The 19,433-nt window shown below is 74.1% G+C and carries 22 protein-coding genes; 12 read left to right on the top strand and 10 right to left on the bottom strand.

Features of this window, described 5'->3' with window-relative positions:
* Positions 1-23: 23 nt before the first annotated feature.
* Genes tsaB through tsaD form a run of 3 tightly spaced genes read left to right on the top strand, consistent with a single transcriptional unit; the run spans position 24 to position 2,151 of the window.
* Entirely contained in the window at positions 24-659 is a 636-nt protein-coding gene (tsaB, locus tag GGQ55_RS05185) for a tRNA (adenosine(37)-N6)-threonylcarbamoyltransferase complex dimerization subunit type 1 TsaB (RefSeq protein ID WP_179715433.1), read from the top strand.
* Positions 656-1,120, top strand: coding sequence for a ribosomal protein S18-alanine N-acetyltransferase (rimI, locus tag GGQ55_RS05180; RefSeq protein ID WP_366488779.1), 465 nt, complete (start codon positions 656-658; stop codon positions 1,118-1,120). The genes tsaB and rimI overlap by 4 nt, the downstream gene beginning before the upstream one ends.
* On the top strand, positions 1,117-2,151 hold the full coding sequence (tsaD, locus tag GGQ55_RS05175) for a tRNA (adenosine(37)-N6)-threonylcarbamoyltransferase complex transferase subunit TsaD (protein ID WP_179715432.1): 1,035 nt from the start codon (positions 1,117-1,119) through the stop codon (positions 2,149-2,151). Before rimI ends, tsaD begins: the two co-directional genes overlap by 4 nt.
* Before the next feature lie 32 nt (positions 2,152-2,183).
* Here tsaD and GGQ55_RS05170 read toward each other — a convergent pair whose 3' ends face one another.
* Positions 2,184-3,425: a THUMP-like domain-containing protein gene (locus GGQ55_RS05170; RefSeq protein ID WP_366488777.1), complete on the bottom strand. Its 1,242-nt coding sequence runs from the start codon at positions 3,423-3,425 to the stop codon at positions 2,184-2,186.
* A gap of 170 nt (positions 3,426-3,595) precedes the next feature.
* Here GGQ55_RS05170 and groES point away from each other — a divergent pair, with 170 nt between their 5' ends.
* Together groES and groL are read left to right on the top strand one after the other, a co-directional pair.
* Positions 3,596-3,904, top strand: coding sequence for a co-chaperone GroES (gene groES / locus GGQ55_RS05165; protein WP_179715431.1), 309 nt, complete (start codon positions 3,596-3,598; stop codon positions 3,902-3,904).
* A gap of 104 nt (positions 3,905-4,008) precedes the next feature.
* On the top strand, positions 4,009-5,649 hold the full coding sequence (gene groL, locus GGQ55_RS05160) for a chaperonin GroEL (protein WP_179715430.1): 1,641 nt from the start codon (positions 4,009-4,011) through the stop codon (positions 5,647-5,649).
* Positions 5,650-5,813: 164 nt separating this feature from the next.
* Here groL and GGQ55_RS05155 read toward each other — a convergent pair whose 3' ends face one another.
* The gene (locus GGQ55_RS05155; protein ID WP_179715429.1) at positions 5,814-6,113 is read right to left on the bottom strand and encodes a WhiB family transcriptional regulator; all 300 of its coding nucleotides are present in this window, start codon (positions 6,111-6,113) and stop codon (positions 5,814-5,816) included.
* Between the two features lie 348 nt (positions 6,114-6,461).
* On the opposite strand from GGQ55_RS05155, the gene GGQ55_RS05150 reads away from it, so the two are divergent.
* Positions 6,462-7,196, top strand: coding sequence for a LuxR C-terminal-related transcriptional regulator (locus GGQ55_RS05150; RefSeq protein ID WP_366488774.1), 735 nt, complete (start codon positions 6,462-6,464; stop codon positions 7,194-7,196).
* Positions 7,197-7,272: 76 nt separating this feature from the next.
* Here GGQ55_RS05150 and GGQ55_RS05145 read toward each other — a convergent pair whose 3' ends face one another.
* Positions 7,273-7,668 (bottom strand): DUF5319 family protein, encoded by a 396-nt coding sequence (locus tag GGQ55_RS05145; protein ID WP_179715428.1) that lies wholly within the window; start codon positions 7,666-7,668, stop codon positions 7,273-7,275.
* 140 nt (positions 7,669-7,808) lie between these two features.
* Here GGQ55_RS05145 and guaB point away from each other — a divergent pair, with 140 nt between their 5' ends.
* The 3 genes from guaB to guaA are packed head-to-tail and all read left to right on the top strand — an operon-like array spanning position 7,809 to position 12,035.
* Positions 7,809-9,326, top strand: coding sequence for an IMP dehydrogenase (gene guaB / locus GGQ55_RS05140; RefSeq protein ID WP_179715427.1), 1,518 nt, complete (start codon positions 7,809-7,811; stop codon positions 9,324-9,326).
* 2 nt (positions 9,327-9,328) lie between these two features.
* Positions 9,329-10,456 (top strand): GuaB3 family IMP dehydrogenase-related protein, encoded by a 1,128-nt coding sequence (locus GGQ55_RS05135; protein WP_218859860.1) that lies wholly within the window; start codon positions 9,329-9,331, stop codon positions 10,454-10,456.
* A gap of 10 nt (positions 10,457-10,466) precedes the next feature.
* Complete coding sequence (guaA, locus tag GGQ55_RS05130; protein WP_179715425.1) at positions 10,467-12,035, top strand: glutamine-hydrolyzing GMP synthase; 1,569 nt, start codon at positions 10,467-10,469, stop codon at positions 12,033-12,035.
* Between the two features lie 33 nt (positions 12,036-12,068).
* On the opposite strand, the gene GGQ55_RS05125 is transcribed toward guaA, so the two are convergent.
* The 3 genes from GGQ55_RS05125 to GGQ55_RS05115 all read right to left on the bottom strand — a co-directional run bounded on the left by GGQ55_RS05125 (position 12,069) and on the right by GGQ55_RS05115 (position 14,088).
* Positions 12,069-12,794 carry an META domain-containing protein gene (locus tag GGQ55_RS05125; protein WP_179715424.1) on the bottom strand — a complete coding sequence of 242 codons (726 nt, stop codon included), beginning with the start codon at positions 12,792-12,794 and terminating at the stop codon, positions 12,069-12,071.
* Positions 12,795-12,869: 75 nt separating this feature from the next.
* Positions 12,870-13,157: a hypothetical protein gene (locus tag GGQ55_RS05120; protein WP_179715423.1), complete on the bottom strand. Its 288-nt coding sequence runs from the start codon at positions 13,155-13,157 to the stop codon at positions 12,870-12,872.
* A complete protein-coding gene (locus GGQ55_RS05115) occupies positions 13,150-14,088 on the bottom strand; it encodes a PspC domain-containing protein (protein ID WP_179715422.1) in 939 nt (312 codons plus the stop codon). The genes GGQ55_RS05120 and GGQ55_RS05115 overlap by 8 nt, the downstream gene beginning before the upstream one ends.
* A gap of 134 nt (positions 14,089-14,222) precedes the next feature.
* Between GGQ55_RS05115 and GGQ55_RS05110 the strand changes: the two genes are divergently transcribed.
* Genes GGQ55_RS05110 through GGQ55_RS05100 form a run of 3 tightly spaced genes read left to right on the top strand, consistent with a single transcriptional unit; the run spans position 14,223 to position 16,872 of the window.
* Positions 14,223-15,434, top strand: coding sequence for an ATP-binding protein (locus GGQ55_RS05110; RefSeq protein ID WP_366488771.1), 1,212 nt, complete (start codon positions 14,223-14,225; stop codon positions 15,432-15,434).
* On the top strand, positions 15,431-16,093 hold the full coding sequence (locus tag GGQ55_RS28220) for a response regulator (protein ID WP_179715420.1): 663 nt from the start codon (positions 15,431-15,433) through the stop codon (positions 16,091-16,093). The genes GGQ55_RS05110 and GGQ55_RS28220 overlap by 4 nt, the downstream gene beginning before the upstream one ends.
* Positions 16,090-16,872, top strand: coding sequence for an alpha/beta hydrolase (locus tag GGQ55_RS05100; RefSeq protein ID WP_179715419.1), 783 nt, complete (start codon positions 16,090-16,092; stop codon positions 16,870-16,872). The genes GGQ55_RS28220 and GGQ55_RS05100 overlap by 4 nt, the downstream gene beginning before the upstream one ends.
* On the opposite strand, the gene GGQ55_RS05095 is transcribed toward GGQ55_RS05100, so the two are convergent.
* From GGQ55_RS05095 to GGQ55_RS05080, 4 genes are read right to left on the bottom strand one after another with little or no spacing between them, the layout of a single operon-like run.
* Complete coding sequence (locus tag GGQ55_RS05095; protein WP_179715418.1) at positions 16,858-17,157, bottom strand: TfoX/Sxy family protein; 300 nt, start codon at positions 17,155-17,157, stop codon at positions 16,858-16,860. The two genes, GGQ55_RS05100 and GGQ55_RS05095, sit on opposite strands and share 15 nt — an antisense overlap.
* Entirely contained in the window at positions 17,154-17,894 is a 741-nt protein-coding gene (locus GGQ55_RS05090; protein WP_179715417.1) for a PIG-L deacetylase family protein, read from the bottom strand. The genes GGQ55_RS05095 and GGQ55_RS05090 overlap by 4 nt, the downstream gene beginning before the upstream one ends.
* Positions 17,891-18,817, bottom strand: coding sequence for an RNA polymerase sigma factor SigJ (gene sigJ / locus GGQ55_RS05085; protein ID WP_179715416.1), 927 nt, complete (start codon positions 18,815-18,817; stop codon positions 17,891-17,893). The genes GGQ55_RS05090 and sigJ overlap by 4 nt, the downstream gene beginning before the upstream one ends.
* Entirely contained in the window at positions 18,814-19,395 is a 582-nt protein-coding gene (locus tag GGQ55_RS05080; protein WP_179715415.1) for a carboxymuconolactone decarboxylase family protein, read from the bottom strand. The genes sigJ and GGQ55_RS05080 overlap by 4 nt, the downstream gene beginning before the upstream one ends.
* Between the last annotated feature and the right edge of the window lie 38 nt (positions 19,396-19,433).

Genomic DNA, 19,433 nt, shown 5'->3' with positions numbered 1-19,433 from the left:
GCACGTCGGTAACCTGGCCGGTCGTGCTGGTCCTCGCTCTCGACACCGCCACCCCGACGCTCGTCGCCGGGGTCGCCCGCTGGGCCGACGGCACGGTCGAGGTGCTCGCCGAGCAGGCCGTTCCCTCCGGCAACAAGCACGCCGAGCTGCTCACCCCGGCCATCCGTGCGGTGCTGGGCGACGCCGGGACGGCGATGGGCGACCTCGATGCGGTCGTCGTGGGGCTGGGCCCGGGCCCGTTCACCGGGCTGCGGGTCGGCGTCGTCACCGCGGCCACGCTCGCCGATGCCCGCCGGCTGCCCGCGGTCGGCGTCTGCTCGCTCGACGCGATCGGCGACGGTGGGCGCACCGTGGTCACCGACGCGCGGCGCAAGGAGGTCTACTGGGCCGCCTACGACGCCGCGGGCGTCCGCGTCGACGGCCCGGGTGTGGAGCGGCCCGAGGAGCTGTCCGCCCGCGGGCCGTTCGTGGGCGACGAGCGGTTCGCCGAGCGGCTCGGGGCCGAGGTCGTGGACGCCCGGGTGACGACGGCGGGGCTGCTGCAGGCTGCGGCGGCGCAGCTGGCCGATCCGTCGTCCGCCGGCCCCCTCACCCCGCTGTACCTGCGCCGTCCCGACGCGACGCCGCCGGCGTCGATCAAGACGGTGTCCCAACCGTGACGGTGGGCCTGCGACCGATGCGGCTGGCCGACCTGACCGCGGTCCTCGAGCTCGAGGAGGAGCTCTTCGCGCCCGACACGTGGACCGCGGCGATGTACCGCGACGAGCTGGCCCGCACCGACACCCGCTGGTACCTGGTGGCCGAGGACGAGTCCCCGGACGGGAGGCCACGCGTCGTCGGCTACGCCGGGCTGATCGCCTATCCCGAGGAGGCGCACATCGCGACCATCGGGGTGGCGGGCAAGCGCCAGGGCGAGGGCATCGGGGCGCGGCTGCTCGACACGCTGCTCGAGGAGGCCGACCGGCGGCGCGTGCCCGTCGTCCTGCTCGAGGTGCGGGCCGACAACGAGCTCGCGCAGGGTCTGTACCGGCGGCGCGGGTTCGCCGAGATCGGCCGGCGGCGCGGCTACTACCAGCCCAGCGGGACCGACGCCGTGGTGATGAAGAGGGAGAAGCTGTGAGCGAGCCTCTGGTGCTCGGGTTCGAGACGTCGTGCGACGAGACCGGCGTCGGGCTGGTGCGCGGGCAGACGCTGCTCGCCGACGCGCTGGCCACGTCGGTGGGGGAGCACGAGCGCTTCGGCGGCGTCGTCCCCGAGATCGCCTCGCGGGCGCATCTGGAGGCGATGGTCCCCACGGTGCACCGCGCGCTGGCCGACGCCGGGGTCACGCCGGACGACGTCGACGCGATCGCGGTGACCTCGGGCCCGGGCCTGACCGGGGCGCTGCTGGTCGGCGTCGCCGCCGCCAAGGCCTACGCGCTGGCGCTGGACAAGCCGCTCTACGGGGTCAACCACCTGGCCGCGCACGTGGCGGTCGACGAGCTGCAGCACGGGCGGCTGGCCGAACCGTCGATCGCGCTGCTGGTCTCCGGCGGGCACAGCTCGCTGCTGCTGGTGCCCGACCTGGCCCGCGACGTGGAGTCGCTGGGCCGGACGATCGACGACGCGGCGGGGGAGGCCTTCGACAAGGTCGCCCGCGTGCTCGGCCTGCCGTTCCCGGGCGGCCCGCCGATCGACAAGGCGGCCCGCGAGGGCGACGCGACCGCCATCGACTTCCCGCGCGGCCTGACCGGCCCGCGCGACGCCCCGTACGACTTCTCGTTCTCCGGCCTGAAGACGGCGGTCGCCCGCTGGATCGAGGCGCGGCAGCGGGCGGGCGAGCCGGTGCCGGTGGCCGACGTCGCCGCGTCGTTCCAGGAGGCCGTGGCCGACGTGCTGACCGCGAAGGCGGTGCGGGCGTGCCGGGACACCGGCGTCGACCACCTCGTGCTCGGCGGCGGCGTGGCGGCGAACTCGCGGCTGCGGGCGCTGGCCGAGGAGCGCTGCACCGCGGCCGGGATCGTCCTGCGCGTGCCGAGCCCCCGGCTGTGCACGGACAACGGCGCGATGGTCGCCGCGCTCGGCTCGCGGCTGGTCGAGGCGGGCGTGACGCCGTCCGAGCCGGACCTCGGCGCCGACAGCTCGCTGCCGATCGGCGTCGTCTCGCGCTGAACGGAGGCTGAGCGCGCAGGAAACCTGCGCTCTCAGCCTCCGCTGACGTCGCAGACCAGCGCCGTGGGGGCCCCGGCCACCCGGGTGACGACGACGACCGCCGACTCCGGGCCCGGACCGCGCAGCTGGCGGGCCAGAGACTCCGGCTCGATCGCCGAGCCGCGCTTCTTCACGGTCACCCGACCGACCCCGCGGGTGCGCAGCAGCGCGCGCAGCTTCTTGAGGTTGAACGGCAGGACCTCGTCCACCCGGAACGAGCGCACCCACGGCGACCCGGCGGTGGCGTCGGAGGTCAGGTAGGCGATCGTCGGGTCGACCAGCGTCGCCTCCAGGTCGGCGGCGACCAGCGCGACGAGGCCGGAGCGGATCACCGCGGGGTCCGGCTCGTGCAGCCAGCCGCGCACCGGCCCAGCCGGCGCCGTACCCGGGTCCGGCTCGGCGGTCAGCTCCAGGAACCCGCCGTCGTGCAGCAGCGTGGTCCGGCGCCAGGTGGTGGAGACGCCGGTGCCCCACAGCAGCGCCTCGACGATCGAGCCGCCCACGGAGACCCACTCCGCCTCCACGCCGTCCGGCACCCGCTCGTGGTCGAGGCCGGGCGCCACCTTGACCAGCGCGCGGGGGACCCGTTCCAGGAGCCGGGCGACCGTCGACCAGGGCGGTGACCAGCGGTCGGGATCCAGCTGCCGGCGGCCGTCGGCGCGGCGGGCCGGGTCCAGCACCGCGGCCGCGCAGCTCGCGACCCAGCCGTTCTCCGCGCGGTCGACGACGTCCACGACGTCCCCGCCGACCACCCGCACCCGCGAACCCACCCCGAGCGCCGCGGCGTTGGCGGTGGTCAGCTCGCGCGCGACCGGATCGCGGTCGATCGCCACCACGGACGCGCCGCGGCGGGCCAGGGCGACGGTGTCGGTGCCCGCGCCGCAGCCCAGGTCGGCCACCGGGCCGCCGCCGTCGGCCAGCAGCCGGGCCGCGCGCCGGTCGGCGAGCTCGGGCCGCCCGGCCTGCTCGAGGGTCTCCGCGGTGAGGAACAGCAGGTCGGCGTCGGCGCCGAAGACCGGCCGCGCGCGGGCCCGCAGCCGGGCCAGCTCCCAGGCCGGCCCGGCGAGCTCCGGGCCGAGCTCCTCGCGCAGCCGGGACAGCCCGGTCAGCAGGTCGACGCCCTCGGCGAACAGCCCGGCCGCACGCTGCACCGCTGCCGTCCCCTCGGCCGTGCGCAGCAGGCGGAGGTTCGACAGCGCGGGGTCGTCGTCGGGCACGCGCACAGCCTCGCTCACGAGAACCTCCCCGGGTCGGGGGACCCGGTTGAGAGGCTGGCACTCTCGTGGGTAGAGTGCCAACCGACACGGGCGAGGTGCTCGACCCCCGCGACGGCGGGCGCCGGTTCCCGTGCCACAGCGTCAGCACCATCCACCAGCCCTGCTATCTGCGAAGGGGGCGTCACGACGTGACGACCGCTACCAAGGTCAGCATCAAGCCGCTGGAGGACCGCGTCGTGGTCCAGGCCAACGAGGCCGAGACCACCACCGCCTCCGGTCTGGTCATCCCGGACACCGCCAAGGAGAAGCCGCAGGAGGGCACGGTCATCGCCGTGGGCCCCGGCCGCATCGACGACAACGGCAACCGGGTCCCGCTCGACGTCTCCGTCGGTGACGTGGTCATCTACTCGAAGTACGGCGGCACCGAGGTGCGCTACGGCGGCGAGGACTACCTGGTCCTCTCGGCCCGCGACCTGCTCGCCGTCGTGGAGAAGTAGAACTCCTCCAGCTGAGCACACCGACCGCCCCGGCGGCCCGACATCCCGGGTCCCGGGGCGGTCGCTCGTTCCACCCCTAGACGAACGCATTCGAGAGGTCTGGCATGGCCAAGATCATCAAGTTCAACGAGGACGCCCGCCGCTCGCTCGAGCGCGGCGTCGACAAGCTGGCCGACGCGGTCAAGGTGACCCTCGGCCCGCGGGGGCGCAACGTCGTCCTCGACAAGAAGTTCGGTGCCCCGACCATCACCAACGACGGCGTCACGATCGCCCGCGAGGTCGAGCTCGACGACCCGTACGAGAACCTCGGCGCCCAGCTGGCGAAGAACGTCGCCACCAAGACCAACGACGTGGCCGGTGATGGCACCACCACCGCGACGGTGCTGGCGCAGGCCCTGGTGCACGAGGGGCTGCGCAACGTGGCCGCCGGCGCCAACCCGATCGCGCTCGGCCGCGGCATGCGCGCCGCCGTCGACGCCGTCCACGGCGTGCTGGACAAGGTCGCCATCCCGGTCGACGACCGCTCGGCGATCGCCGGCGTCGCGACCGTCTCCGCGCAGGACGCCGAGGTCGGCGACCTGATCGCCGAGGCCATGGACAAGGTGGGCAAGGACGGCGTCATCACCGTCGAGGAGTCCACCACCATGGACACCGACCTCGAGGTGACCGAGGGCGTGCAGTTCGACAAGGGCTACCTGTCGCCGTACTTCGTCACCGACGCCGAGGCGCAGGAGGCCGTCCTCGAGGACGCGCTCGTCCTGCTGGTCAGCGGCAAGATCGGCGCGCTGGCCGACCTGCTGCCGCTGCTGGAGAAGGTGCTCGGCCGCGGCAACTCGCCGCTGCTGATCGTCGCCGAGGACGTCGAGGGCGAGGCGCTGTCCACGCTCGTCGTCAACTCGATCCGCAAGACGATCCGCGCCGTCGCGGTGAAGTCGCCGTACTTCGGCGACCGCCGCAAGGCGTTCATGCAGGACCTCGCCGTCGTCACCGGCGGCCAGGTGGTCAGCGAGGACGTCGGCCTCAAGCTCGACTCGGTCGGTCTCGAGGTGCTCGGCACCGCGCGCCGGGTGACCGTCTCCAAGGACACCACCACGATCGTGGACGGCGGCGGCGCCAAGGACGCCATCGCCGACCGCGTGGCGCAGATCCGCCGCGAGATCGAGAACACCGACTCCGACTGGGACCGCGAGAAGCTGCAGGAGCGGCTGGCCAAGCTGGCCGGCGGCATCGGCGTCATCCGCGTCGGTGCGGCCACCGAGGTCGAGATGAAGGAGAAGAAGCACCGGATCGAGGACGCCATCGCCGCGACCAAGGCCGCGGTCGAGGAGGGCGTCGTCCCCGGTGGTGGCTCCGCGCTGGTGCACGCCGCCGCGGCGATCGACGGGCTGGACCTCTCCGGTGACGAGGCGACTGGTGCGCGCGCCGTCCGCCTGGCCCTGGACGCCCCGCTGTCCCGGATCGCGAGCAACGCCGGCTACGAGGGTGCGGTCGTGGTCAGCAAGGTCCGCGAGCTCGGCGAGGGGCAGGGCTTCAACGCCGCCACCGGCGAGTACGGCGACCTGGCCGAGCAGGGCGTCATCGACCCGGTCAAGGTGACCAAGGCCGCGCTGGCCAACGCCACCTCGATCGCGGCGATGGTGCTCACCACCGACTCGGCCGTCGTCGAGGCGCCGGAGGAGGAGCACGACCACGGGGCCGGCCACCACACCCACGGCCACTCGCACGGCCACGGCCACTCGCACTGACGTCAGCGTTTGATCAGGTGACCTGGGTAAGGACCCCGCTGCCCCCCGCCGCTCGCAGGCTCGCGGCGGGACCCTGCAGCGGGGCCACCAGGACGGCCTGACAACACAAGAGGGCCGGGTCCGGACAGTTCGTCCGGACCCGGCCCTCTCGCACGTACCGAGAACTAGACCCCCGCGGCGACGGCGGCGGGCTCCGCGGCGATCAGCCGGGCCCGCTCCTCCTCGCTCATGCCGCCCCAGACCCCGTAAGGCTCGCGCACCGAGAGAGCGTGCTTCAGGCAGGCTTCGATGACCGGGCAGCGGGCGCACACGGCCTTGGCCGCGTTCTGGCGCCGGGCCCGTGCGGGACCCCGTTCGCCGTCCGGGTGGAAGAAGAGCGACGTGCTCTCGCCGCGGCAGGCGCCGTGCAACTGCCAGTCCCACACCTCGGCAACGGGCGTCGGGAGTCGGCGGATGTCAGCCATGTCGTCCTCCTGGGCTCGGTCTCGCGAGCCGGGAGGGGGAGTCCGGCTGCAAGGGGCCCGGTGCCCGGGGTCCCGGGACGTCAAACACGCCCGGGGCGCGCATTTTCGCTCCGTTTCCCCGAACGCGCGACCTCACCCCCGGGAGTGATGGCCGCTGTTGCCGACAGCAACCGTCGATCAAGGTGATTTCGGGTCGTGCCGACGACCGGGTGGGGGAACCCGGCGCGGCACGCCTCGACAGCGATCGACGGAGGGCTTCGCGGCTCCCCGTCCGAGCGACACCCGGCCGGGCGCTGCCCGGTCGGCCAGACCGGCCGGCAACCCGTCCGGGGGAACGAGGAGCTAGGCGTGATCGACGATCGGATGCGCGGTCCGGGCCAGGGTGCCACGACCGTCTGGGTGTACGACGAGCGGCGCCGGGTGCGCGACGACATCGCCTCGCGGCTGGTCGCCCTGCCCTTCGTGGGCCGGGTCGAGGTCGTCGGCGACGCCCAGTCGCTGCTGCAGCGGCTCGCCACGCGTACGCCCGACGTGCTGCTGGTCGGCACGCAGCGCGCCGTCGACTCGGGGCTGACCGTGGCCACCCAGGCCCTGCGCTCCTACCCGAACCTGCCGGTGCTCGTCCTCGGCGCGCCCGACGACGCCGAGACGGTCCGCGCCGCCGTCGCGCTGGGCGCCCGCGGCTACCTCCGCTGGGACGCCCTGCCGATCGAGATGGGCCTCGGCCTGTCCCGCGTCGGCCTGCGCGCCGACGGCCGCATCCCGGCCCCGGCGCCGCCCCGCGAGCTGTCCTCCATCGGCGCCCCGGCGCCGTCGTGGGGCGGCGCGGCCCCGCTGGCCGGCTCGCAGCCGACCACGGTGCGCTCGACGGTCCGCGAGCTGGCCCCGGTCACGCTCTCGATGCGCGAGATGCAGGTGCTCACCGGCATGAGCCAGGGCAAGAGCAACGCCCAGATCGGCCGTGAGCTCTACCTGTCCGAGGACACCATCAAGACCCACGCCCGGCGGCTGTTCCGCAAGCTCGGCGCCAAGGACCGCGCCGAGGCCGTCGCGACGGGCTTCCGCCGCGGCATGATGCAGTAACAGGACCCGCTGGAACGGCCCCGCTGCAGGGGCCCGCCCCGAGCGTGCGAGGGGTGGGGGGCAGCGGGGTCCTTGATCAGTCGTCGCGGGCGTGGCGGCCGCGGGGCTCGGTGTCGGCCTCGTGCTCCGCGGCAGCGGCGATGCCGTCGGCGTACCCGCTGGCGTAGTCCCAGCTGACGTAGTCGTCGGGGTTCGGGTCGAACGGTGGCTCGTGCCGGCCGGTCTGCCCCTCATCGAGCAGCTGGCGCAGGTTGGCCTGCATCAGCGCCCAGTCGACGTGGTGCTCCTCGTCGCAGTCGGGGCAGTCGACCACGATGCCCTTGATGCCGGTCGGCTCCAGCAGCGTGCGGAACACCTCCAGCTCGGCGAGGTCGTCGAGGACGCCGGCGCGCTCCTCCATGGTCAGCGGCGGCGGACCCGGTCGGTCGGCGGGCCCGAAGTCGGGCCCGGTTGCGTCGTCCCACGTACTCACGGCTCCCACGGTAGTGGGCGAACAGGGGAAAGACCGCCCCCTCCACACCGCCGCCTACGATCAGGGGTGGTCCCTCCCGCGCCCGGCCAGGGGCGGCTTCCGGCACGGGGACCCGATACCTGGAGGGGTGGCCGCCGACGATGCAGCCCGACGACCGTGTTCCCGAGCTGCCCGCGAAGTTCGCTCCGCTCGGCCTGACCTACGACGACGTCCTGCTCATCCCGGGCGCGTCGGACGTCGTCCCGGCGGAGGTCGACACCAGCACCCGGATGACCCGCCGGATCCGGCTGGCCGTCCCGCTGGTCTCCAGCGCCATGGACACCGTGACCGAGGCCCGGATGGCGATCGCCATGGCCCGCGTCGGCGGCGTCGGCGTCCTGCACCGCAACCTCGCCGCCGAGGAGCAGGCCGGCCAGGTCGACCTGGTCAAGCGCTCCGAGGCCGGCATGGTGACCAACCCGGTCACCTGCTCGCCGGACAACACCCTCGCCGAGGTCGACGCGCTCTCGGCGCGTTACCGGATCTCCGGCGCACCTGTCGTCGACGCCGAGGGCCGCCTCGTGGGCATCGTCACCAACCGGGACATGCGCTTCGAGACCGACCAGAACCGCCTCGTCCGCGACGTCATGACGCCGATGCCGCTGGTCACCGCACCCGTGGGCGTCGACGCGGACACCGCGCTGCAGCTGCTGTCGAAGCACAAGATCGAGAAGCTGCCGATCGTCGACGAGGCCGGCCGGCTGCGCGGGCTGATCACGGTCAAGGACTTCGTCAAGCGCGACCAGTTCCCCAACGCCACCAAGGACGCCGACGGCCGGCTGGTCGTCGCCGCCGCGGTGGGCGTCGGCGAGGACGCCTACAAGCGCGCCGGCCTGCTGGTCGACGCCGGTGTCGACGTGGTCATCGTCGACACCGCCCACGGCCACCAGCGCGCCGTCCTCGACATGGTCGCGCGGGTGAAGCAGGAGTTCGGCGGCGAGCACGGCATCGACGTCGTCGGCGGCAACGTGGCCACCCGGTCCGGCGCCCAGGCGCTGATCGACGCCGGCGTGGACGCGGTCAAGGTCGGCGTCGGTCCCGGCTCGATCTGCACCACCCGCGTCGTGGCCGGCGTCGGCGTCCCCCAGATCACCGCCGTGTACGAGGCGGCGCTGGCGGCCAAGGCGGCCGGTGTTCCCGTGATCGCCGACGGCGGCCTGCAGTACTCCGGCGACATCGCCAAGGCCCTGGTCGCCGGCGCCGACACGGTGATGATCGGCGGGCTGTTCGCCGGCGTCGAGGAGGCCCCCGGCGAGCTGATCTTCGTCAACGGCAAGCAGTACAAGAGCTACCGCGGCATGGGCTCGCTCGGCGCGATGCAGAAGCGCGGCAACCAGTCCTACAGCCGCGACCGGTACTTCGCAGACGACGTGCTCTCCGACGACAAGCTCGTCCCCGAGGGCATCGAGGGCCAGGTGCCCTACCGCGGCCCCCTGGCCGGGGTCGCCCACCAGCTCGTCGGCGGCCTGCGCGCCTCCATGGGCTACGCCGGGGCGCCGACGATCGACTACCTGCAGCAGCACGGCCAGCTGACCCGCATCACCTCGGCCGGCCTGACCGAGAGCCACCCGCACGACATCCAGATGACCGTCGAAGCGCCGAACTACCGGGGGCGATGAGCATGCCCGTGCGCGAGACCGCCGAGATCGGCCTCAACCGCTTCGCTCGCCGCGGCTACGACCTCGACGAGGTGTCGATCGTCCCGTCGCGGCGCACCCGGGACGTCGACGACGTCTCCACCGCGTGGCAGATCGACGCCTTCCGGTTCGACATCCCGCTGATCACCAGCCCGTCGGACGCCGTCGTCAGCCCCGAGACGGCGCTCGCCGTGGACAAGGCCGGCGGCCTCGGCGTCCTCAACGCCGAGGGGCTGTGGACCCGCTACGAGGACCCGACCCCCGTCTACCGCAAGCTGCGGGACGCCGCCGGGTCCGAGGGCCCGCCGACGGCGCTGCTGCAGGAGGTGTACTGCGAGCCGGTCAAGACCGAGCTCATCAGCGCCCGCATCAAGGAGCTGCGCGACGCCGGCGCGACGACGGCGGTGCGCGTCTCGCCCCAGCACACCGAGCAGCTGGCGCCCGCGGCGCTGTCCGCCGGGGTCGACCTGCTGGTCATCCAGGGCACCGTCGTCTCCGCCGAGCACGTCACCACGCAGGGCGACGCGCTCAACCTCAAGGAGTTCATCGCCGACCTCGACGTCCCGGTGATCGTCGGCGGGGCCGCGGACTACCGCACCGCGCTGCACCTGATGCGCACCGGCGCGGCCGGCGTGATCGTCGGCGTGGGTGCCGACAGCTTCTCCACCACCGACCTGATCATGGGCATCCGGGTGCCGCTGGCCAGCGCGATCGCCGACGCCGCGGCCGCCCGCCGCGACTACCTCGACGAGACCGGTGGCCGGTACGTGCACGTGATCGCCAACGGCCGGATCGAGACCAGCGGCTCCATCGCCCGGGCGCTGGCCTGCGGCGCGGACGCCGTCCAGCTCGGCGAGCCGCTGCGGATCGCCCGCGAGGTGCCCGCCGGCGGGGTCTGGTGGGACTCGGTGGCCGCGCACCCGCGGCTGCCGCGCGGCGGGGCCTCGGCGCCGCTGCCGCCCGCGGGGTCGCTGCAGCAGGTGCTGCTCGGCCCGGCCGAGCAGGCCGACGGCCGGACCAACCTGTTCGGCGCGTTGCGCCGGACCATGGCCAAGACCGGCTACCGCGACCTCAAGGAGTTCCAGCGCGTCGACCTCGTCATCGGGGGCTGAGTTCCGCGTCATGAGCATGGACTTCCCGACCGTCCTGGTCGTCGACTTCGGCGCGCAGTACGCCCAGCTGATCGCGCGGCGGATCCGCGAGGCCGGCGTCTACTCCGAGATCGTCCCGTCGACGACGCCCGCCGAGGAGATCGTGGCCCGCAAGCCGGCCGCGATCGTGCTCTCCGGCGGCCCGTCGAGCGTCTACGCGCCCGGTGCGCCGCAGGTCGACGCGACGCTGTTCGAGTCCGGCGTCCCCGCCTTCGGCATCTGCTACGGCTTCCAGGCCATGGCGGCCTCCCTCGGCGGCACGGTCGCCCGCACCGGCGACCGCGAGTACGGCGGGACGCCGCTGACCGTCACCACCGGCGGTGCGCTGTTCGGCGACCTGCCGGTGCAGCAGTCGGTGTGGATGAGCCACGGCGACGCCGTCGCCGAGGCCCCGCCCGGGTTCACCGTGACGGCCACGTCCGCCGGTGCGCCCGTCGCCGCGTTCGAGGACGTCGACCGGCGGTTGGCCGGTGTCCAGTTCCACCCCGAGGTGCGGCACACCTCGCACGGGCAGTCGGTGCTCGAGCACTTCCTGTTCGACATCGCCGGCCTGGAGCCCACGTGGACGATGGCCAACGTCGTCGAGGAGCAGGTCTCCCGGATACAGGAGCAGATCGGCGACGGGCGGGCGCTGTGCGCGCTGTCCGGCGGGGTCGACTCCGCGGTCGCCGCGGCTCTCGTGCAGCGGGCGATCGGCGACCGGCTCACCTGCGTCTACGTCGACCACGGCCTGATGCGCGAGGGCGAGACCGAGCAGATCGAGCGGGACTTCGTCGCCGTGACCGGCGTCGACCTCCGGGTGGTCGACGCGCGAGAGCAGTTCCTGGGCGCGCTGGCCGGGGTCAGCGACCCCGAGGAGAAGCGCAAGATCATCGGCCGGGAGTTCATCCGGGTCTTCGAGCAGGCGGCGCTCGACGTCGTCGGCGACGCGAAGGCGCACGGCGACACGGTCGACTTCCTGGTGCAGGGCACGCTCTACCCCGACGTCGTCGAGTCCGGCGGCGGCACGGGGACGGCGAACATCAAGAGCCACCACAACGTCGGCGGCCTGCCCGAGGACCTCACCTTCACCCTGGTCGAGCCGCTGCGGACGCTGTTCAAGGACGAGGTCCGCGAGGTCGGCATCCAGCTCGGGCTGCCCGAGTCGATGGTCTGGCGCCAGCCGTTCCCGGGACCGGGGCTCGGCATCCGGATCGTCGGCGAGGTCACCCAGGAGCGGCTCGACGTCCTGCGCAAGGCCGACGCGATCGTCCGGGCCGAGCTGACCGCCGCCGGGCTGGACCGCGAGATCTGGCAGTGCCCCGTGGTGCTGCTGGCCGACGTCCGGTCGGTCGGCGTCCAGGGCGACGGGCGCACCTACGGGCACCCGATCGTGCTGCGGCCGGTCTCCAGCGAGGACGCGATGACCGCCGACTGGACCCGCCTGCCCTACGACCTGCTGGCGAAGATCTCCACGCGGATCACCAACGAGGTCGCCGAGGTCAACCGCGTCGTCCTCGACGTGACCAGCAAGCCCCCGGGCACCATCGAATGGGAGTAGGCGGAGTGCCAGGGCGCGGATTCCGCGTCCTGGTCACTCCGCTCGATACACCAGCTCGCGCGCGTCGGGGGCGGTGAGGGTCAGCCGGTCGCCGTCGATGGCTGAGGTCGGCGCCGCGTCCAGGACGGCGAGCACGTGCTCATCCTGGCGGCCCAGGTCGGCGGGGCAGCCGATGTCGTCGCGGGTCACGTCGAGCGTCAGGACGTCGCCGGCGACCGACCACGTGCCGACGAACCCGCGGCAGCCGGTCGACCCGGTCGCCGTCCCGTCCGGCGCCAGCTCCAGCGTCGGTGAGCCCAGCACCGACAAGGCGACCTCGCCGTCCACCAGCGTGTCGAGGGTCCACGTCGTCCCGGCGAGCTCGCGGTCGGGGACCGGCGCCTGCCGGGCGAACCGCAGGGACCCCTCCGGCCCGCTCAGGACCAGGTCCGCGCCGTCCCGCGTCACGCGGTCGGCCCTGCCGAGGGCGGTCAGGAAGGCGGTCTCGGCGGCCATGACGGCGGGCTCGCAGCCCATGTCGGACCCGCCGAGCCCGCTGACGGCCAGGACGTCGCCGTCGAGGGTGTAGCTGCCGGCGTAGTGGTTGCAGAAGGAGATCCCGCGCAGCTGCGCGTCCTCCACCACCAGGGTCGCGGGAACCCCGCTGGGCTGGGGTACGCCGGACACGAGCACCCACTCGCCGAGCACGTCGGGCCCGGCGGCCGCGCCCCCGCCGCAGCCGGCGAGGGCCAGCAGCGCGACGAGCAGCACCCGGGTCACGGCGGCAGCGTGGCAGAGAGAGAGGGCCCGGGGAGCGGTTGCTCCCCGGGCCCTCTCGACCTCCGCACCGTGTGGTCAGCGTCTGCGGCCTCGCCGCACCTCGCGCAGCAGCAGGCCGACGCCGGCGATGATCAGCAGGGCCCAGAGGACGCCGCCGTCGCGGAAGATCGTCATCGGCACGTCCACCCCGGTGAGCACCAGGATCGCGATCGTGATGAAGGCGACGCCGGGCACGAGCGCGACCAGGTCGATCCGGGGCCGCGGCTGGACCGGCGGGTCCTCCGCCGGGAGGGGCGCGATCTCCTGCCAGGCCCGCTCCTGCCACGCGGTCGGGGTGGTCGGGAACTCGCTGTAGTCAGGCACGGGACACCTCCACGTCACCGGCACCGGAATCGATCGTGATGATGAACTCGGGGTGGCCGTCGTCGGTCCAGGCCGCCGAACCGGTGCCCGCGAAGAAGCCGTCCGTGGCGCCGGAGTCGAACACGTCGAGGTTCCCGATGCCCTGGTCGACGTTGATCTGGACGTCGGCCGAGTCGGGCACGACCACGGTGAGGTCGCCGACGCCGTGGTCGACCTTCGTCCGGATGGGCGCACCGAGGTCGGAGACGTTCACGTTGCTGAGGTCGACGGTCAGGTCGCCAGCGCCGAGCTCGTACACCGGGCGGACCATCTGGGCGGTGGCCGGCCGGTAGGTGCGGTCGCCGACGCCCCCGCCGAAGTGCCACGGCCCGGACGCCGACGCGATCAGCCCGAACGACAGGATGATCCCGAGCGCGATCAGCCCGCCGCGGGCCCGTCGTCCGCCGGAGAACGCGGCGGCCACCAGCCCCAGGCCGACGACCAGCAGCGCGGCACCGAAGAAGCCGCGGGGGCCGACGTCCCAGGTCGAATACCGGGTGATCAGCACCAGGATGCCGATCACGATGAGCAGGCCGGCGAGGGTGATGCCGGGGATCGGCGAGCGCGGCCCGGCGGCGGCCCGGCGCTCGGCCATGCGGTCCAGCGGCGCGCGGCGCTCGACGGGTGCGCGGTCGGCGTGCGGCATGAGCAGCCACAGCAGCAGGTAGACCAGGACGCCGGAGCCGCCGGCGAACGCCAGGGCGACGAAGCCGATGCGCCAGAGCAGCGGGTCGATCCCGCTGTAGTCGGCCAGGCCGCCGCAGACGCCGCCGATCATCCTGTCGGTGCTGCTGCGGCGCAGCTGGGTCCGCACGGGCGGGCCGGGCGGCGGGGTCGGCGGCTCCCAGGACGGGTCCACCGTCGGTTCTGCGGGGGGCGGTGCGGATGTCATGCCCACAGGGTCGGCACTCCGGCCGCCCGGATCCATCGGGGAACGCCCCCATCCGACCCTGGTCCTCGGGGAGCTCCCCGACCCGGGTGATCACCGGTGTTCCACCGGGGCCCGGCGGTGCGACGATCGGAAACGTGCAGATCCCTGTCGCGGGGTCCCCGGCTTCCGGGGCGACGCCCGCCCCGCAGCCCCGCCCGCCGCTGGCGCGCCCGCGTGAAGGGCGCCTGCTGGCCGGCGTGGCCGCGGGCACGGCCGCGCACCTGCGCCAGGACCCGCTCGTCGTCCGCGCCGCCTTCGTGGTGCTCTCCGCGCTCGGCGTCGGCGTCGTCCTCTACGGGCTGCTGTGGCTGACCATGCCGGTGGCCGAGCCCGGCGCCGAGCCGGTGGTCAGCCTCGCGCCCGGTGGACCGCGCAGCACGCGGCAGATGCTCGCGCTCGGCGGGCTGGGCCTGGTCGCGCTCATCCTGTTCGGGCAGGTGCTGTCGTTCAGCAACGGCAACGTCGTCCTGCCGCTGGTGCTGGTCGCCGCGGGGCTCGCGGTCATCTGGCGCCAGCTCGACACCGACCGGGCGCTGTCGCTGCCCGGGGTGCGCTGGGTGCTGGCCGGCGGCATCGCGCTGGCCGGGGGCGGCGTCATCCTGCTGCTGGCCACCACCGGTCAGCTGGCCAACGCCCGCAACGGGTTCGCCGCCACCCTGGTGATCCTGGTCGGCATCGTGCTGGCCACCGCGCCGCTGTGGCGGCGGCTGCTCGACTCGCGCGAGGCCGAGCGGGCCGCGCGCATCCGCTCCGAGGAGCGCGCCGCGGTGGCCGCGCACCTGCACGACTCGGTGCTGCAGACCCTCGCGCTGATCCAGCGCAACGCCGACGACGCGCAGGCGGTCGGCCGGCTGGCCCGCTCCCAGGAGCGCGAGCTGCGCACGTGGCTGTACGAGCCGCAGGTCGCCAGCGGCGGCACGTGGGCCGGCCTGGTCGCGCAGATGGTCGCCGAGGTCGAGGCCGACCACGCGGTCACCGTCGACCCGGTGGTGGTCGGCGACGCCCCGCTCGACGACGCGCTCACCGCCCTGGGCGCGGCCACCCGCGAGGCCATGGTCAACGTCGCCAAGCACGCCGGGGTGACGACGGCGGACCTCTACACCGAGGTGACGCCGGACAAGGTGTCGGTGTTCGTCCGCGACCGCGGCAAGGGCTTCGACCCCGAGACCGTGCCCGACGACCGCCGCGGGCTGCGCGACTCGGTGAGCGGCCGGCTCGCCCGGCTGGGCGGGACGGCGACGATCCGGTCGGCGCCGGGGGAGGGGACGGAAGTGGAACTGGTGCTGCCGAGGGAGACCAGCGCGTGAGCGAGCCGGTGCGCGTGTTCGTCGTCGACGACCACGCGATGGTCCGGGCCGGCGTGCGCGCCGAGCTCGGGGACGAGGTGACCGTCGTGGGGGAGGCCGCCGACGTGCCGGAGGCGGTCGAGCGCATCCGGACGACGGTGCCGGACGTCGTGCTGCTCGACGTGCACCTGCCCGGGGGCGGCGGCCGGGCGGTGCTCGAGACGCTGCGGGCCGAGCTGCCGTCGGTGCGCTGGCTGGCGCTGTCGGTGTCCGACGCGGCCGAGGACGTCATCGCGGTCATCCGCGCCGGCGCCCGCGGCTACGTCACGAAGACGATCTCCGGGCCGGACCTGCAGGCCGCCGTCCGCCGGGTGGCCGACGGCGACGTCGTCTTCAGCCCCCGGCTGGCCGGCTTCGTGCTGGACGCGTTCTCCGCCGCCGGGCCCGCCCCGGCACCGGCCGAGGACCCCGCGACCGACCCGGGCCTGGACCTGCTGTCCGCCCGCGAGCGCGAGGTCATGCAGCTGCTCGCCCGCGGCTACACCTACCGGGAGATCGGCTCGCGGCTGTTCATCTCGGTGAAGACCGTGGAGTCCCACGCCTCGAACGTGCTGCGCAAGCTGCAGTTGTCCAACCGCAACGAGCTCACCCGCTGGGCGGCGACCAACCGGTTGCTGTGAGGCGTGCGCTGCTCCTCGTCCTCCTGGTGGTCGTGGCCGTGACCGGGCTGCTGTGGACGTTCCAGCGGCGGCTGGTCTACCTGCCGGAGGGCACGCCCGGCCCGGCGCCGGCCGGGGCCCGCGACGTCACGCTGACCACCGACGACGGCCTGCGGCTCGGGGGGTGGTTCTTCCCAGGCGACGACGCCGCGCCGGCCGTGCTGGTCGCCGACGGCAACGGCGGCAACCGCGGACTGCGGGCACCGCTCGCCGAGGCGCTGCAGGAGCGCGGGCTCTCGGTCCTGCTGTTCGACTACCGCGGCTACGGCGGGAACCCCGGCAGCCCCAGCGAGGAGGGGCTGGCGCTCGACGTCCGGGCCGCCCGGGCGTTCCTGCTGGAGCAGGTGCCGGCGGCGCGGCTGCTCTACTACGGCGAGAGCCTGGGCTGCGCCGTCGTCACGGAACTGGCGACCGAGCACCCGCCCGCCGGGCTGGTGCTGCGCTCGCCGTTCACCGACCTGGCCGCCGTCGGCAGCGTGCACTACCCGTTCCTGCCGGTCCGGCTGCTGCTGCGCGACCGCTACCCGGTGGAGGAGCAGATCGCGCGGGTCCGGGTGCCGACGACGGTGGTCTTCGGGACGGCGGACACGATCGTCCCGCCCGACCAGAGCCGGGCCGTGGCCTCCGCGGCCGCGGACCTCCACCGCCTGCTGGCCGTGACCGGCGCCGACCACAACGACCCGGTGCTGCTCGACGGGCCGCAACTGGTCGAGGCGGTGGTCGAACTAGCGCGTCTGTGACTCCACAAAGGCGCGGGCCTCCTCGACCAGCGGGGGCCGGTCGACGCTCTCGTCCACGACCACCCAGCCGTTCATCCGGCGGCCGTCCATCGGCTCGAACGGCACGGCCTGCCCGGCGCCGACCAGCTCGTCCTGCCGGGTCGGCGGGAGCTTCAGCACGAGCTGCTCGTGCCACCAGATCGCGAAGAACTTCGCGCCCGTGCGCAGGCCCTGCGAGCCGAACATGCTGCCGCGGCTCACCGGCCCGCCCTCGGCCCCGGCGACGAGCTCGTCCCAGGCGCTCATGCCGTGTGGACGACGTGGAAGGCCTCGGCCAGCCGCCCCTCCGCCAGGCCGAAGCGCTGGGCCGTCTGGCTCATCCAGCCGCGGACGAACCCGTCGAGGTCGGGCATGTGGCCCACCTGCGACTTGTGGCAGCTCAGGGCCTCGATCTTCCGGTCGGCGACGGCGGTGACGTCGACGGCGTGGTCGGCGCGCGGGCTGGCGCCCAGCCACACCTCCGCCACCGTCCACGCCTCCAGGCCCTCGTCGGCCAGCAGCTCGGGCCAGGCGAACGGGTTGCGGGCGTCGGGGTAGACCGCGCGCAGCGTCGACTCACCGACCGTCATGTGGTCGGGGTGGCTGGCGCCGATCCGGTCCCAGAACCGCTCCGGCGAGCTGGTCAGCACCCGCTGCGGCCGCACCTGGCGGATCACCCGGCTGATGTCGCGACGCAGGTCGAGCGAGAGCTCCAGCCGCCCGTCCGGATAGCCGAGGAACCGCACGTCCTCGACGCCGACGACGGCCGCGGCGGCCCGCTGCTCGGCCTGGCGCAGCGGGCCCATCTCGTGCCGGGGCGTCTCGTCGAAGCCCCCGGCGTCGCCGTCGGTGACGATGCAGTAGGTGACCTCGGTGCCGGCCGCCGTCCAGGTCGCCACCGTGCCGGCGCTGCCGAAGTCGACGTCGTCGGGGTGGGCGAGCACGCAGAGCGCGCGCTCCACGTGCTCGGCGGGCTGAGTCGGTCGGGCGAACGGATTGGTCACCCGCCGGAGCTTATGTGCCCGGCCGCCGCGGCGATCCCGGCCAGCTTGTCCGGGTTGCCCATGTAGAACACCTGCTCGACCAGGCCGTCGACCAGCACCAGCTGCAGCGCCATGTACGGCCCCTCGTCGTTCCACGCCACGACCGCCGGTGCCCCGTTGACCTCGGCCAGGCCGACCTGCAGCCCGAGCCCCGCGCCCACCGGTCCGATCGCGGCCAGGAAGCGGGCCACCTTGTCCGCGCCGAAGATCGGCCGCCGCGCCGCCTTGACCTTGCCGCCGCCGTCGGAGACGAGGACGACGCCCGGCGACATCGCCGCGAGCAGGCTCTCGACGTCCCCGCTGACCGCCGCCGCGAGGAAGCGCTCGGTCACCTCCTGCGTCTCGCGCCGGTCGGTGTCGAAGCGCGGACGGCGGGCCTGCACGTGCTCGCGCGCCCGGTGCCCGAGCTGCCGGACGGCGGCCTCGGACCGGTCGAGGACTGCGGCCACCTCCGACCACGCCATGCCGAACACCTCGCGCAGCACGAAGACCGCCCGCTCCACCGGCGACAGCGTCTCCAGGACGACGAGCACCGCCAGCGAGACGTCCTCGCCGAGCTCGACCGACTCCGCCGGGTCCGGTGGCCTGCTGCCCGGCACCGGGTCGGTCAGCAGGGGCTCGGGCAGCCACGGGCCGACGTAGGTCTCCCGCTGCGCCCGCGCCGACCGCAGCCGGTCCAGCGCCAGGCGGGAGACGATCCGGACGAGGAACGCGCGCGGGTCGGCGACCTCGCCGCGGTCGGCCGCCGACCAGCGCAGCCACGCGTCCTGCACGGTGTCTTCGGCGTCGGCGACGCTGCCCAGCATCTGGTAGGCCACCCCGAACAGCAGCCGCCGGTGCCGGTCGAAGACGGCGAGCAGCTCGTCGCCGGCGCCGGAGGTCATGACGCGGTGGACCGGAGCGGGGCGACCCGCGCGGCCGGGATCTCGCAGCGGTCCTTGAAGCCCTGGCTGTGCAGGCCCAGAGCGCTGTTGAAGCGCGAGCGCTGGTTCTCCACGGCGATCATCATGGTCAGCTCGACCAGGGCGGCGTCGTCCAGATCCCGGCGCAGGCCCTCGACCATCTCGTCGGTGACCGTCGGCGGGGTGGCGGTGGCCGCCTCGGTGTACTCCAGGACCCGCCGCTCGAGGTCGGTGTAGACGTCGCTGTCCCGCCACCGGGGCACGTCCCTGATCTTGGCCTCGTCGGTGCCCCGGCTCACGGCGGTCCAGTAGCCGAAGTCGACGCACCAGGAGCAGCCGATCGCCACCGACGCGGCCATCTCGGCCAGGTGCCTGAGGGTGGGGTCGAGCCGGTGCCACTTGTCGAGCGACATCTCGAAGCGGGCGTTGGTCAGCAGGACCTTCGGGTTGTGCCCCATCGCCGCCGCCGGGTCGGCGACGACGCCCCACTTGCGGCGCGAGTACCACTCGGTGAGCCGGTAGACGAGGCTGCGGGGCGGGTCGAGCGGGATGCGGGCCATGGTCGTCGTCCTCTCTGCATCGGTTGACGCACAGAAAG

This window comes from Petropleomorpha daqingensis (assembly GCF_013408985.1).
Taxonomy (GTDB): Bacteria; Actinomycetota; Actinomycetes; order Mycobacteriales; family Geodermatophilaceae; genus Petropleomorpha; species Petropleomorpha daqingensis.
This window is presented reverse-complemented; position numbering and strand designations above follow the sequence as displayed.

What these genes read in the sequence shown, in the direction of transcription:
- groL (WP_179715430.1), top strand. Translation starts at nt 4,009, where the DNA reads ATGGCCAAGATCATCAAGTTCAACGAGGACGCCCGCCGCTCGCTCGAG.
- GGQ55_RS05155 (WP_179715429.1), bottom strand. Translation starts at nt 6,113, where the DNA reads ATGGCTGACATCCGCCGACTCCCGACGCCCGTTGCCGAGGTGTGGGAC.
- guaB (WP_179715427.1), top strand. Translation starts at nt 7,809, where the DNA reads ATGCAGCCCGACGACCGTGTTCCCGAGCTGCCCGCGAAGTTCGCTCCG.
- GGQ55_RS05135 (WP_218859860.1), top strand. Translation starts at nt 9,329, where the DNA reads ATGCCCGTGCGCGAGACCGCCGAGATCGGCCTCAACCGCTTCGCTCGC.
- guaA (WP_179715425.1), top strand. Translation starts at nt 10,467, where the DNA reads ATGAGCATGGACTTCCCGACCGTCCTGGTCGTCGACTTCGGCGCGCAG.
- GGQ55_RS05115 (WP_179715422.1), bottom strand. Translation starts at nt 14,088, where the DNA reads ATGACATCCGCACCGCCCCCCGCAGAACCGACGGTGGACCCGTCCTGG.
- GGQ55_RS05095 (WP_179715418.1), bottom strand. Translation starts at nt 17,157, where the DNA reads ATGAGCGCCTGGGACGAGCTCGTCGCCGGGGCCGAGGGCGGGCCGGTG.
- sigJ (WP_179715416.1), bottom strand. Translation starts at nt 18,817, where the DNA reads ATGACCTCCGGCGCCGGCGACGAGCTGCTCGCCGTCTTCGACCGGCAC.
- GGQ55_RS05080 (WP_179715415.1), bottom strand. Translation starts at nt 19,395, where the DNA reads ATGGCCCGCATCCCGCTCGACCCGCCCCGCAGCCTCGTCTACCGGCTC.